The sequence below is a fragment of the Streptomyces sp. NBC_00576 genome (genome assembly GCF_036345175.1).
Lineage (GTDB): Bacteria > Actinomycetota > Actinomycetes > Streptomycetales > Streptomycetaceae > Streptomyces.
The window spans coordinates 5,015,875-5,028,629 of sequence record NZ_CP107780.1 but is presented as its reverse complement, the minus strand read 5'-3'; the positions used below and the strand labels follow the sequence as shown (position 1 = coordinate 5,028,629).

Below are 12,755 nucleotides of genomic sequence, written 5' to 3'. Positions count from 1 at the left end.
TCGCCGGTCTGACGGTCAAGAAGCTGTACCAGGGCCAGCGCTGACCACCGGCAATACGACCGTCGACACCATCCCGGACCGCGTCAAGGAACTCCGCAGCTCATGATCGAGATCCCGTCCGACCTTCACAAGGACCTCCTGCCCTTCGTCTTCCTGCTCGGCAACTGGGCAGGCGCCGGTGTGTACGACTTCCCCGGCGACGAGAAGTGCAACTTCGGGCAGGAGGTCACCTTCACGCACGACGGACGTGACTTCCTGGAGTACCACTCCCACTCCTGGGTGCTGGACGCCGACGGCAACAAGGTCAGGCCCCTGGAGTCCGAGTCCGGCTACTGGCGCATCGACGCCGACCGCAAGGTCGAGGTCGTCATGGTGCGCCAGGACGGTGTCGTCGAGGTCTGGTACGGCGAGCTGGCCGCCAAGAAGCCGCAGATCGACATCGTGACCGACGCCGTGGCGCGGACGGCGGCCTCGGGGCCATACAGCGGCGGCAAGCGGCTGTACGGGTACGTGAACAGCGACCTGATGTGGGTCGGCGAGAAGCAGACCCCGGACGTCGAGCTGCGCCCGTACATGTCGGCGCAGCTGAAGAAGGTCGTCACCCCGGAGGACGTCGAACGCTGGGCGAAGGCCCTGCCGGACGATATGCCGGACGACGGGATCGCCTTCTTCAAGTAAGAGCGAGCGGCGAACAAGCATTGAACCTAGGGCCTCGCGGCGTCCGCGAGGCCTTTTTCACGGCCTTGGGGGCTTAACAGGGCTGAGGGCGGGTGGCGGGCACTCACAGCAGGGGTTAACAGTTGTAGCTGCACTGCAATGCGCTTGAGGGAGTCACTGCTTTCGGCTATCCTCGAGACCAACGCACGGAACCCCGGCCGCAATTGGACTGCGGCCGGGGTTCCGACAAGCTGTGCCCTGGGTGGCATGCATACAGAGGCGGCCCAGAACGTACGCCGTCGACTCTAGCACAGCGGCTCATTCTGCTCATTCCGTATGGAGAAAACGTCCCGGGCATCCGTGTGCCCGGAAGAAGGGGGGAAACAGTGGTCGACAGGATGCCCGAGTGGATCAAGCGGTACTTCTCCAAGCCGCGGCTCAAGCCTTACCTGCGTGCGGCCGGGGGAGACCCCCGGGCCGCGATGCGGCTGTACCGGTGGAACGTCGAGGCGTCGGCTGCTCTGTACATCCCGCTGCAGTGCGTCGAACTCGCCGTGCGCAACGCCCTGCACGACTGCCTGGTCGCCAAGTACGGCCGGCCCGACTGGTGGGAGGTGGCGCCGCTCGACGGGGGAGGGCATGACCTCGTCGTCAAGGCGCGTAAGAAGTGTGAGGACAAGGAGAGGAAGCGGTCGAAGGAACAGAAGCGGAGGAGGCGGCCGGTCACCGTCGACGATGTCGTCACGGAGCTCACCTTCGGTTTCTGGACAACCCTGCTCGTGTCGCGCTACGACCGGGTCTTCTGGGTGCCCACCCTGCACAGGGCGTTCCCGCACGTCGGCCGTCGCGACGACTTGTACGACGACCTGTGGGCCGTGGTCCGCCTGCGCAACCGCGTCATGCACCATGAGCCCATCCATGGCGACGGCCTCGCCGCCGACCATGCCAGGATCTATCGGGTCCTCGACGCTCTCGACCCCGACCTGAGCAAGGAGGTCCGGGCGATGGACCAGTTCCCGTCCGTGCTGGCGCGCAAGGAGGATGCTCTTGAGTGACTTCGGCGAGGTGCGCGTCTCGCGCTCCGACATCGCCCGGCTGGCCGGCGTGAAGCGCCCCGCCGTCACCAACTGGGAGCGGCGCCACGCGGACTTCCCCGCCCCCGTCGAAGGCGGCGACCTTGACAGGTTCCGCGCCGACCAGGTCCTGGAGTGGCTGTCCGGCCGTACGATCCCGTCCAGCGCTCTGGAGCCGGGCGAGCTCACAGGGACGACGTACGGCGACCGTTTCCGGGCGGGCCTGAGCGGGCGTCGGTCGGGGAGTTTGCTGTCGGCCGTGGAACAACTGGCCGCACGGGACGCGGAGCGGCTGCGTGGCCGGCTGCGCATGTCCGAATACCTGTACGTGTTGCTGTCCCTGGTCTTCATCCAGATCCGGGAGCCGGACCGGTGGTCGGCGCACTTCGTCAAGGACCCGGAGACCGCCATGAGGCGTCTGGTGCCGGGTGAGGAGAGTTACGGCCAGGTGCCGCTGCCCGAGGTCGTTCGGATTCTGGACAGCAATCCGCCCGGATCCCCGGGCGAGAGCCGCCAGGCCTTCGACCGCCTTCTCGAGTTCCTGCGCAGCACGGGCGCGGGAGCGGCCGAGGAGTTCTACACGCCCCGGTCGGTGAGCCGGGTCATGGCGAGGGCCCTGGCCGCTCAGGGTTCCGCGAAGCGGTTGCACGACCCCTTTGTCCGTACGGGGGAGCTGCTGTCCGCGTACCTGGACGCGGTCGCGGAACAGGGCGGCGGGGTGCCGGAGTCCGTCACCGGCCGCGCGGACAGCTTCGAGGCCATGCAACTCGCCGAGATGAACATCGACCTCCACGGCGCGCAACGCCCCCGTGTCCTCCCCGGATCCAAGTACCCCGCGCGGAGCGACGACTTCGGTGACCTGCCTGGCCCGTTCGACGCGGTGATCACCAATCCGCCCTTCGGCAGCGTGGGCCAGTCGCCGTATTACAAGCCGAGATACTGGCGCTACGGCGAATCCCGTTCCGGGGAGTTCGACTGGCTCCAGTACGTCGTCTCCCGCCTCGCCCCCGAAGGCCGCGCCGCCGTTCTCATGCCCGCAGGCGCCGCCTCCCGCGGCAGCGCCGAGCGGCGGACGAGGGCCTCGATGATCGAGGACGGCGTCGTCGAGTGCGTGATGTCCCTGCCGGCGCGGCTCTTCGAACTGACCGCGGTCCAGACGCACATCTGGTTCCTTCGCGCCCCTCGCGGCCGCCCGGAGCAGGTCCTCTTCGTGGACGGGTCGGATCTGGGCAGCATGGCCACCCGGACACGCCGCGCGCTGGCGGACGAGGATGTGGACCGGCTGGTGCTGGCGTACACGTCGTGGCGCGAGTCCGGACACGGTGTCCAGCCGGGACTCAGCCGGGCGGTGGGGTTCGCGGAGATCGCGGCACAGGACCACCGACTGGAACCGGCGCTCTACGTACGTGAAGAACTGCCCTCGCCGGGCGCCGTTGACGCTGTGGCCGCGGCGCGGAACCGTCTGGCGGAGCTGTCAGAGGAACTCGAGAGGCTGCACGAGCAAGCGAAGACAATCGACCGCCTCGCAGATGTGCGGCTGAGGAGGTACGGCCTGTGAACGACGCAACCGGCGGCCCGGGGCCCCTGCCCGCAGGCTGGCAACGCCTCGCTCTGAAGGAACTCTGCTCCTTCCAGGTGGGGCCGGCCGTCAAAGGGGAGGATCGTACGGACTCGCACGCTGGCGTGCGACTCGTGCTGCCCCGGGACGTCGTCCACCAGCGGATCACGCCCGCCGAGAGCGTCGGGGTCGTCCCCGAAAAGGCGCGCACGCTGCGCAAGTACCGGCTCGTCCTGGGCGATGTACTCCTCATCCGGACCGGGACCGTCGGCCGGTGCGCCATGGTCACCGGGGAACAGGAGGGTTGGCTGTACCACGCGAACCTGGTCAGGCTTCGGCTCCAGGACCCAAACCTGTCCATGGCGGCCTATCTGACCGGATATCTGAGCGCGGGATTCGCACAGGGCTGGATCCACCAGCGGTCGGCCAGCGCGGTGATCCCGTCGGTGAGCGCCCGTGAGCTGGGTGAGCTGCCCGTGTTCGTGCCCCCGCCAGAGGAACAAGAGTCCATTGGCGCCACGCTTGCCGTGCTCGACGAGAAGGTCCGCGTCCACACGGAAATCGCCCGGGCGACCGGCGAGTACCGGGCGCTGCTCGCCGATCTGCTGATGACGGGTGCGCTGTCGCCCGGGGCGTGACGTTTGTGCGCGGCAGCCTAGACTGGACGCCGTGGTAGGCACCGATTGGAAGAGCGACCTCAGGCAGCGCGGTTACCGGCTGACCCCGCAACGCCAGCTTGTCCTCGAAGCTGTGGACACCCTTGAGCACGCGACCCCCGACGACATCCTCGTGGAAGTGAGGAAGACGGCGTCGGGGGTCAACATTTCCACGGTCTACCGGACCCTGGAGCTGCTGGAGGAACTGGCGCTGGTCAGTCACGCCCATCTCGGACACGGCGCACCGACGTACCACCTCGCCGACCGGCACCACCACATCCACCTGGTCTGCCGCGACTGCGAGAACGTGATCGAGACGGATGTCTCCGTCGCCGCGGACTTCACCGCGAAGCTTCGCGAGGACTTCGGGTTCGAGACCGACATGAAGCACTTCGCGATCTTCGGCCGCTGCAAGGACTGCTCGCTGAAGGCCTCGACCGGCAAGGCTTCAACTACCGAGTCGTAGGCTTGTCCCTATGAAGAGCCCTCTGCTGTCCCTGCCCGGCGCCGTTCCCGCCGAAGGCGTGGACGAAGGCGTCGCCGCCCACTACGGCGAACTGTTCCGCGAACAGCGTGCCCTCGCCGAGGGCACCGGCTTCGTCGACCTCTCCCACCGCGGCGTGATCGCCGTCACCGGCGACGACCGGCTGAGCTGGCTGCACCTGCTGCTCACCCAGCACGTCAGCGACCTGCCCGTGGGTCAGGCCACCGAGGCACTGGTGCTGTCCGCGCACGGCCACATCGAACACGCGCTGTACCTGGTCGACGACGGCACCACCACCTGGGCGCATGTGGAGCCGGGGACCCAGGAGGCGCTGATCGCCTACCTGGAGTCGATGAAGTTCTTCTACCGCGTCGAAGTCGCCGACCGGACGGACGAGTTCGCGGTCGTCCATCTTCCCGCGGGGGCCATCGCGGAGGTGCCTGAGGGCGTCGTCGTACGCGAGACCGCGTACGGGCGTGACCTCTTCCTGCCCCGCGCCGAGCTGGAGTCGTACGCCGAGAAGGCCGGGCCGGCGGCGGGGCTGCTGGCGTACGAGGCGCTGCGGGTCGAGCAGCACCGGCCGCGCCTCGGGTTCGAGACCGACCACCGGACGATCCCGCACGAGCTGGGCTGGATCGGCACGGCGGTGCATCTGCAGAAGGGCTGCTACCGGGGGCAGGAGACGGTCGCCCGGGTCCAGAACCTGGGCAAGCCGCCGCGCCGGCTCGTGTTCCTGCACCTGGACGGCAGCGAGGTCCACCTGCCGCCGCCCGGCACGGAGATCCGGCTCGCCGACGACGGGCCCGACGGGCGGAAGATCGGCGTCATCACGACGTCCGTACGGCATCACGAGCTGGGTCCGGTCGCGCTCGCGCTGGTGAAGCGGAACGTGGCGGTGGACGCGCGGCTGGTCGCCGATACGACGGCGGCCGCGCAGGAGGTCGTGGTCGAGCCGTAGTTCTTCTCGTCCTCGGTCTCTCGACCCCTTCTCGGCCCCTACATCTCCACGAGTACCGTGAACGGGCCGTCGTTCGTCAGGGAGACCCGCATCTGGGCGCCGAAGCGGCCCGTCGCCACCGTCGCGCCCAGGGAACGGAGTTGGGCGACCACCTCGTCGACGAGCGGTTCGGCGACGTCGCCGGGGGCTGCCGCGTTCCAGGTGGGGCGGCGGCCCTTGCGGGCGTCGCCGTACAGCGTGAACTGGCTGATGACGAGCAGCGGGGCGTCGATGTCGGAGCACGACTTCTCGTCCGTCAGCATGCGGATCGACCAGAGTTTGCGGGCCAGTTGGGCCGCCTTCTCCTTCGTGTCCTCGTGCGTGACCCCGACGAGGACGCACAGGCCCTCGCCCGCGATCTCTCCGGTCACCTCGCCGTCCACGACGACACTCGCGCCGTCCACTCTCTGCACCACTGCACGCATACGCCCATCATGCCGTGCCGTTCGGAGCGGTCCCGCAGCGCCCATGGAGGGATTCTTTTTGATCCTTAAGCCCCTATCTGGGGCCGTTCGGGGGGACTCGGTCACATAGCGGCCACTTGGGGTGGCACGATGCTCCCATTCGCCTGTCGAGGGGACGGTAGAGGCACATGAGCACACCGAGTACCGGGCGGCCTCATACGGCCGCCCGGCCGCCCGATCAGCGCACCGGCACCGGCACCGACGGTACGGTCACTGCGGTCGCTGCTTCGGCTACTTCGATCGGTTCGTTGCTGGCCGCCGCTCCACCCGGGCACGACCTCACCGTGCTGCGGCTGTCCGAGCTGCGCGCCCTGCGCCGGGACGCCCAGCGGGACGAGGCCGACCTCAGTTACGTACGACGGCTGCTGCAGGGGCGCATCGACATCCTGCGGGCGGAACTGGCGCGGCGCGGGCCCACGTCCGTGGTCGCCGTGGGGGAGGGGTCGGTCGTCGAGCGGCTGTCGGAGATCCTGACGGACGCGCCGGCGCGGCAGCGGTCGTCGGCGCGGCACGTGACGCTGGGGACACCGCACAGCGAGGAGTACGGGCGGCTGGCGGCGGAGATGCTCGCCGAGGTCGAGCTGTCGGACCTGGACGCGCGTACGGATGTGGAGCTGACGGCGGCGATGGGGCGGCTTGTGCGGTACGAGCAGCAGGTTTCGCTGCGGCGGCAGGGGTTGCAGCGGACGGCGGACGACTGCAGCGGGGAGATCGCCCGGCGGTACCGGGTGGGCGAGGCGCAGGTGGAGGACCTGTTGATCTGAGGGTGCGGTCCGGTGGTCGGAGTTGTCTCGCCCCCGCCGCCCCTACCCGTCCCTCCCCCAGAGGGGGGACCCCCATCGGGGGCGCTGCCCCCGAACCCCCGCTCCTCAATCGCCGGAGGGGCTAATTTTTAGCCCGTCCGGCGTTTGAGGACGAGCGCGTTCAGCGCGACGGGGGGTCTGGGGGCGCAGCCCCCAGGTTCAGGATGGGACGGGTAGGGGCGGCGGGGGCGAGAAAAACCCGCGCGACACCCTGCCCACCCTCGTCCTAGCCTGACCCCATGACCTCCCGTGCCGACATCGACGTGCGCACCGTCAACGAGGACGGACTCCGGGAGTGGACCAGGGCCCTGAGCACCGGGTTCCTCCGGTCGCCCGAAGTCACCGACGTGGAGCTGGAGGCGCGCCGCGGGGGGTTCCTGCCGGGGCGGACCCTCGGCGCCTTCGACGGTGAACGATGCGTGGCGACGTTCCGCTCGTTCCCGCAGGAACTGAGCGTGGGCGCCGGCGCAACCGTCCCCGCCGACGCGATCTCGAACGTCACCGTCTCGCCCACCCACCGCCGCCGAGGCATCCTCACCCGCATGATGACCCAGGACCTCGACGCCGCGAAGGAGCGCGGGGACGTCGTCGCCACGCTGATCGCCGCCGAGTACCCGATCTACGGGCGGTACGGCTTCGGGCCCGCCACCTGGGCCTCCCAGTGGTCGATCGACGTACCGCGCGCAGGCCTCGACCCCCGCTGGGCGGGCCCGGCGGACGGCGGCCGTATCGACCTTGTGGACGCGGCGGACGTACGGAAGCTGGGGCCCGAGCTGCACTCGCGGCTCGCGCGGCAGCAGCCGGGGGTCGTCAGCCGTGACGAGCGCTGGTGGCAGGTCAACACGGGGATGGTGCGGTTCGGGGAGTCCTGGGACGAGCCCTTCTACGCCGTCTACCGTTCGGCGGACGGCGAGGTCGACGGGCTTGTCTCCTACGAGGCCGACGACAAGTGGGACGCGAAGCAGCCGCAGGACACCGCCGACGTGAACTGGCTGATCGCCGTGACGCCGGCCGCCGAGCGTGCCCTGTGGCAGTACCTCTGCTCGATCGACTGGATCACGAAGGTCAAGACCGGCTGGCGCGCCCCGGACGACCTGCTCCCCTTCTTCCTGCCGAACCCGCGGGCCGCCAGGCTCGTCACACACGCGGACTGGCTGTGGGTGCGGATCCTGGATGTCGTACGGGCTCTGGAAGCGCGTCCGTACGACGGGACGGTTGGCGGCGGCAGCCGCGGTCTCGTCCTGGAGGTCGTCGACGCGGCCGGGTTCGCCGGGGGACGGTACCGGCTGGAGGTGTCCGCGGAGGGCGTCGGCTCCTGCACGCCCGGTGTCCGCGACGCCGTCGAACTCACGCTGGATGTACGGGAGTTGGCGGCGCTGTGGCTCGGTGACGAGTCGGCGGTGCGGTTGGCCGCGCTGGGACGGGTGCGGGAAGAACGAGCGGGCGCCGCCCGTGTGGCCGACGCCCTGCTGCGTACGTCCAGGCGGCCTTGGTGCCCGGACATCTTCTGATCCGACCTGACCTTTCCGACCTGACCTTTCTGACCTGATCTTTCTGACCTGACTTCTTCTCTCGTTCTTTCTCGTTGTACTCATCCGTAGCTGTTCAGTTGTGGTTGTTGTGCGGTGTGGCTGTCGTGCGTTGTGGTGCGGTCGTGGTGGCTGCCGAGCTCCCGGCTCCCCTCCGGAGGAGAGTTCGGTGGCCAACCTCTGGAAGGTTTCACCATGTTGTCGAAGTTGGTAGCCAACTTCACAGTACTTATCTCCACTTGGAGGCGTCTCATAACCACCTTCCCTTGAACTGCCGAAAGATGGCGGGAAGTTGTAGTGTTTGGTTGTGGAGCCTCAGAGGTCACACCGCGAAGTGGCCGACGCCCTGCGCAGCCGGATCAGGACCGGTGAGCTGCGGCCAGGCCAGCGCATGCCCACTCAGGCCAGGCTGGCCCAGGAGTTCGGCGTCGAGCGAGGTGCCGTACGGGAGGCGCTGCGCATCCTGCACACCGAGCGTCTGCTGACCAACGTCAGCAAAGGCAGCCCGGCGACGGTCGCCCCCGATCCCGGACCGGCGCTGACCGGCCCCGCGGCTCCGCCGCTGCCCACCACCGTCGCCCTCGCGCCCCGTATCGAGGCGGCCTTCGCGGCGCCGCACGTCCGGATCGGCGCCCTGTGTCTGACGTCCGTGTCGCTCACCCTCGCCATCGGGGAGGCGCTGCGCCAGATTCATGCCGGACGGCTGAATCCAGCCAGTATCGACGTCCGGGTACTGCTGCCGAGCCGTGACATCGACCTCGCGTTCCCGGCGCCGGTGGAACTGGCGGACGGGTCGCCTGCCGGGGCTTCCGCCACCGGGCGGCTGCAGCGCCGCTGGCTGACCCACCGCAACGCCCAGGGGCAGGTGCTCCGGCACAACCTGCTGGCCCTGCGCAGCACGCACGGTATCGACGTGCGCGTCTCGTTCCGGGCCCTCCCGTTCACGCCACCGGTGAAGCTGTATCTGCTCAACAAGACGGAGGCGCTCTTCGCGTACTACACGCTGAAGAGGCGCGAGGAGGAGATCGACCACGAGCGGGTGGAGATGTACGACGCCGAGGGCGTCCGGTCGATGTTGTTCGCGTTCGAGCAGGGCGCCGGGCTGCGCGACACGACGTTCGTGGAGCAGTCGCACCTGTGGTTCAACGCACTGTGGGAGACGATCAGTTCGGAGCTGACGCTCACGGACTGATGTCTCCCGGGGTCGGCCGAACCACCGTTACAGGGTGGGTCCGGTGACCAGCAGGGCGAGTACCACGGCTCCGATGGAGCTGATGGTCGCGTTCCTGGCCTTGATGCCTATGGTGAGCAGCAGCAGTCCGACGACGCCGGAGGTGCCGTACTGCCAGCTGACGAACTGCTGGAAGCCGCTGATGAAGACGGCGGCGAGGAGGGCGATGGCGGGCATGGTGGTTCCTCCTTCAAGCTTCAGGGGCGGTGGCAGGTGCTGGCAGGGTGGTGGAGAAGTGGTGAAGCTTCTGCCAACTTCATCAAGTTGGTAACCAACTCTGAATAGGTTGTCCCCACTTGGCCACTACTCATAAACAACTTTTAAACAACTCCCCAAAGATGGATCGGAGTTGTAGCGTTTGGTTGTGACTCAGGAGAGCGTGGCAGTGAACGGCAGCAGAAGACAGTCGCCCCAGGAGATCGCCGCCGCCCTGCGTGACCGCATCCGCACCGGCGACCTGCAGGCTGGTGACCGCCTGCCCACTCAGGCCGAGTTGGCCGAGGAGTTCGGCGTCGAGCGAGGTGCCGTACGGGAGGCGCTGCGCATCCTGCACACCGAGAAGTTGCTGACCAACGTCAGCAAGGGCAGCCCGCCGCGCGTCGCCGACGTGACCCCGCCCAGGGAAGGGCCCCAGCCGACGATGGTGGGGCTGGCGCCGCGCCTGACGGAGGCGTTCCAGGCGCAGCATGTGCACATCGACGTCGTGTGCCATACGGCGGAGACCCTGACGGTGGCCGTCGGTGAGCAGATCCGGCTGATCCATGACGACCGTATGCGCCCGAAATCGATCGACGTCCGCATTCTGATGCCCTCGCGCAAGATCAGTCTGGCCTTTCCGATCTCCGTGGACGGTGGCGGTGACGACGACCCCGTCCACAAGCGCTGGCTGGAGATGCGCAACGCGCAGGGCCACGTGCTGCGCCACAACCTCCAGGCGCTGCGCAAGTCGCACGGCATCGACGTCCACGTCACCTTCCGGGCGCTGCCGTTCACGCCGCCGGTGAAGCTGTACCTGCTGAACGGGGAGGAAGCGCTGATCGGGTACTACCTGCTCACGCGCCGCGAGGAGGAGTACGAGAGCCAGACGCTGGAGATGTTCGACGTCCTGGGCGCCGAATCACTTCTCTTCTCCTTCGAGAACCGGGAAGGCCGGCAGACCAGTCAGCGGGACACCGCGTTCGTGGAGCAATCCCAGAAGTGGTTCGACGCCCTCTGGGAAACCATCACGACGGACCTGACACTCTCCTAGTGACTTCAGATACGAGGCAGACCGGGCCGGCCATCGCGAAGACCGCGAGCGAGATCCAGAACGAGAACGAGACGGTGGAGAGCCTGCGGCAACTGATCGCACCCGCACGAGTGGTCCTCTGGGACTTCGACGGGCCGATCTGCCGGCTGTTCGCGGGCTATTCGGCGGAGCTGGTGGCGATCCGACTGGTGGACTGGCTCGAAGGCCGGGGGCTGCACGGCCTGTTGACGGCGCGAGAACTGGAATCCCTGGATCCGCACCGGGTCCTGCGCGCCGTCGACCGCAGGCACCCCGGCAGCGACCTGGTGGCGGAGCTGGAGGAACGCCTTACCCAGGAGGAACTCAGGGCGGTGCCCAAGGCGATGCCCACGCCGTACGCCGACATCCTGATACAGACCTGGAAGGCGGTCGGATCCAGACTCGCGATCACCACCAACAACTCCCCGAGAGTGGTACGCACCTATCTCACGGACCGAGCCCTGACCGGGTGCTTCGCCCCGCATGTCTACGGCCGCACCCAGGACCTCCACCTCCTCAAGCCGGACCCCCACTGCCTCAACCGCGCGCTGAACGCGATGGGCGCGGCCCCTTCTGCGGCCCTCATGATCGGCGACACCCCCTCGGACTACTTCGCGGCACGAGAGGCCGGAGTGCCGTTCCTGGGCTACGCGCGTCACGAGGAGAAGGAGAAGAAGCTCAGAGCAGCGGGTGCGGAAGCGATTGTGGAGTCGTTGGCGCCGGTACTACGGGCGGTCCGCAGGCAGGCTGGGGCTGCTCAGGCCTGAGTCATCATCAGCACGAGTACGACGGCCGCGCCGACGGCCAGGCCGTTGTGGCGTACTCGGATTCCGATGAGGAACATGCTCAGGGCCACAATGCCCAGCGCGCCGAGCCGCGATTGCAGCGCGGCCCCCATGGCGAACCTGCAGAGCGCCCACGTCACTTGGAAGAGGATCATGCCCCCACCCGCCCCTTCGACTTCCCGGATTGCGTCCAACTGGACTGGCGATTGGACTGGTTGACTACTTGACTGAGTTGTTCCCAGTCCAATTGATCGACTAACCAGGGCGATCGGTGGACTGCTTGCCTGAACGAAATTGGTTTCTCAAGAGGTTGGGAGAGGTACGTTCGTTGTGTGACCGGACGACGGACGCCAGACGGCCGTGGCAAGGAGTTCTGGCGCCTCTCGGAGGCGCTGCGGGCTCGCCTGGCCGACGGAACCTATCCCCTGGGTTCCCTGCTGCCGCCGCAGCGCGAACTTGCGGCAGAGTTCACGGTCTCCCGGGACACGGTGCAGCGAGTGCTCAGGGAGCTGAACAACGAGGGCTGGATCGAGTCCCGGCAGGGCAGCGGCTCCAGGGTCGTCAAGGTGCAGCAGGTCCAGTCGTCGACGAGATCAGGGCAGGAGATGACGCTGGGGCCGCTGATCAGCGAAGCGTTCAAACGCTCCGAAGTCACTCTCGATGTCTACACGCTGACGGCTGAATCGATGGCCACGCACCTGCAGCTCCAGGTGGAAGAGATCCGGGCCGGCCGGATCAAGCCCGAACGCATTGCCCTGCGTGCGCTCCTGCCCTCCGAATCACTGGACCTTCCTTATCTGCGTGCGGTGAACCGGGAGGACACTCCCCGGCTTCGGGAGCGTCTGCACGACATCGCTCGGCGGTCCACGGGGTCGATCTTGAAGAGCCTGCGGGAACTGCGCGCCGAAAAGCTGGTGCCGACCGTCGAGCTCCACATCCGTCATGTAGAGATTGCCCCGACGTGGAAGCTGTATCTCATCAACGAGGTCGAAGCTCTTCAGGGCCTGTACGTGCCCATCAAGCGTCCGATCGTGATGGATACGGGTGAGGAGATCCCGGCGCTCGACGTCCTTGGCCTCGGAGCCCCGCTGGCGCACTTCGTCAAGGACGACGACCCGACGTCACAGGGGTCGCGCTTCATCCAGGACGCACAGCGCTGGTTCGACGCCATGTGGGACCACGTGGCGGAGGAGCAGTCACAGGACACAGCGCCGTAGCGGCCGTGCTGTAGCATCTGCGCACCGCGTGAGT

The 12,755-nt window shown here is 67.9% G+C and carries 15 protein-coding genes; 12 read left to right on the top strand and 3 right to left on the bottom strand.

Going from position 1 to position 12,755, the window contains the following annotated elements:
* Window positions 1-102: 102 nt before the first annotated feature.
* The 6 genes from OG734_RS21535 (at window position 103) to ygfZ (ending at window position 5,386) form a co-directional block, all read left to right on the top strand.
* Complete coding sequence (locus tag OG734_RS21535) at window positions 103-678, top strand: FABP family protein (protein WP_330289159.1); 576 nt, start codon at window positions 103-105, stop codon at window positions 676-678.
* A gap of 365 nt (window positions 679-1,043) precedes the next feature.
* A complete protein-coding gene (locus OG734_RS21530; protein WP_330289158.1) occupies window positions 1,044-1,712 on the top strand; it encodes a hypothetical protein in 669 nt (222 codons plus the stop codon).
* Window positions 1,705-3,288, top strand: a complete 1,584-nt coding sequence (locus OG734_RS21525) for an N-6 DNA methylase (RefSeq protein WP_330289157.1) — start codon at window positions 1,705-1,707, stop codon at window positions 3,286-3,288. Before OG734_RS21530 ends, OG734_RS21525 begins: the two co-directional genes overlap by 8 nt.
* Window positions 3,285-3,926, top strand: a complete 642-nt coding sequence (locus tag OG734_RS21520) for a restriction endonuclease subunit S (RefSeq protein ID WP_330289156.1) — start codon at window positions 3,285-3,287, stop codon at window positions 3,924-3,926. The genes OG734_RS21525 and OG734_RS21520 overlap by 4 nt, the downstream gene beginning before the upstream one ends.
* A 31-nt stretch (window positions 3,927-3,957) precedes the next feature.
* On the top strand, window positions 3,958-4,410 hold the full coding sequence (locus OG734_RS21515) for a Fur family transcriptional regulator (RefSeq protein ID WP_330289155.1): 453 nt from the start codon (window positions 3,958-3,960) through the stop codon (window positions 4,408-4,410).
* 10 nt (window positions 4,411-4,420) lie between these two features.
* A complete protein-coding gene (ygfZ, locus tag OG734_RS21510) occupies window positions 4,421-5,386 on the top strand; it encodes a CAF17-like 4Fe-4S cluster assembly/insertion protein YgfZ (protein WP_330289154.1) in 966 nt (321 codons plus the stop codon).
* Between the two features lie 38 nt (window positions 5,387-5,424).
* On the opposite strand, the gene dtd is transcribed toward ygfZ, so the two are convergent.
* The gene (gene dtd, locus OG734_RS21505) at window positions 5,425-5,850 is read right to left on the bottom strand and encodes a D-aminoacyl-tRNA deacylase (protein WP_330289153.1); all 426 of its coding nucleotides are present in this window, start codon (window positions 5,848-5,850) and stop codon (window positions 5,425-5,427) included.
* Window positions 5,851-6,017: 167 nt separating this feature from the next.
* Here dtd and OG734_RS21500 point away from each other — a divergent pair, with 167 nt between their 5' ends.
* From OG734_RS21500 to OG734_RS21490, 3 genes are all read left to right on the top strand, one after another.
* Window positions 6,018-6,653 carry an RsiG family protein gene (locus tag OG734_RS21500; RefSeq protein ID WP_330289152.1) on the top strand — a complete coding sequence of 212 codons (636 nt, stop codon included), beginning with the start codon at window positions 6,018-6,020 and terminating at the stop codon, window positions 6,651-6,653.
* Between the two features lie 278 nt (window positions 6,654-6,931).
* Window positions 6,932-8,203: a GNAT family N-acetyltransferase gene (locus OG734_RS21495; RefSeq protein ID WP_330289151.1), complete on the top strand. Its 1,272-nt coding sequence runs from the start codon at window positions 6,932-6,934 to the stop codon at window positions 8,201-8,203.
* Between the two features lie 352 nt (window positions 8,204-8,555).
* Window positions 8,556-9,413: a winged helix-turn-helix domain-containing protein gene (locus OG734_RS21490; RefSeq protein WP_330289150.1), complete on the top strand. Its 858-nt coding sequence runs from the start codon at window positions 8,556-8,558 to the stop codon at window positions 9,411-9,413.
* Between the two features lie 27 nt (window positions 9,414-9,440).
* On the opposite strand, the gene OG734_RS21485 is transcribed toward OG734_RS21490, so the two are convergent.
* Entirely contained in the window at window positions 9,441-9,629 is a 189-nt protein-coding gene (locus OG734_RS21485; protein ID WP_327696525.1) for a hypothetical protein, read from the bottom strand.
* A gap of 181 nt (window positions 9,630-9,810) precedes the next feature.
* Between OG734_RS21485 and OG734_RS21480 the strand changes: the two genes are divergently transcribed.
* On the top strand, window positions 9,811-10,701 hold the full coding sequence (locus OG734_RS21480) for a FadR/GntR family transcriptional regulator (RefSeq protein WP_330289149.1): 891 nt from the start codon (window positions 9,811-9,813) through the stop codon (window positions 10,699-10,701).
* Window positions 10,701-11,486: an HAD family hydrolase gene (locus OG734_RS21475; protein WP_443064889.1), complete on the top strand. Its 786-nt coding sequence runs from the start codon at window positions 10,701-10,703 to the stop codon at window positions 11,484-11,486. The genes OG734_RS21480 and OG734_RS21475 overlap by 1 nt, the downstream gene beginning before the upstream one ends.
* Here the strand turns inward: OG734_RS21475 and OG734_RS21470 are convergent.
* A complete protein-coding gene (locus OG734_RS21470; protein ID WP_330289147.1) occupies window positions 11,477-11,659 on the bottom strand; it encodes a hypothetical protein in 183 nt (60 codons plus the stop codon). The two genes, OG734_RS21475 and OG734_RS21470, sit on opposite strands and share 10 nt — an antisense overlap.
* 177 nt (window positions 11,660-11,836) lie before the next feature.
* On the opposite strand from OG734_RS21470, the gene OG734_RS21465 reads away from it, so the two are divergent.
* A complete protein-coding gene (locus OG734_RS21465; RefSeq protein WP_330289146.1) occupies window positions 11,837-12,721 on the top strand; it encodes a GntR family transcriptional regulator in 885 nt (294 codons plus the stop codon).
* The last annotated feature ends 34 nt before the right edge of the window (window positions 12,722-12,755 follow it).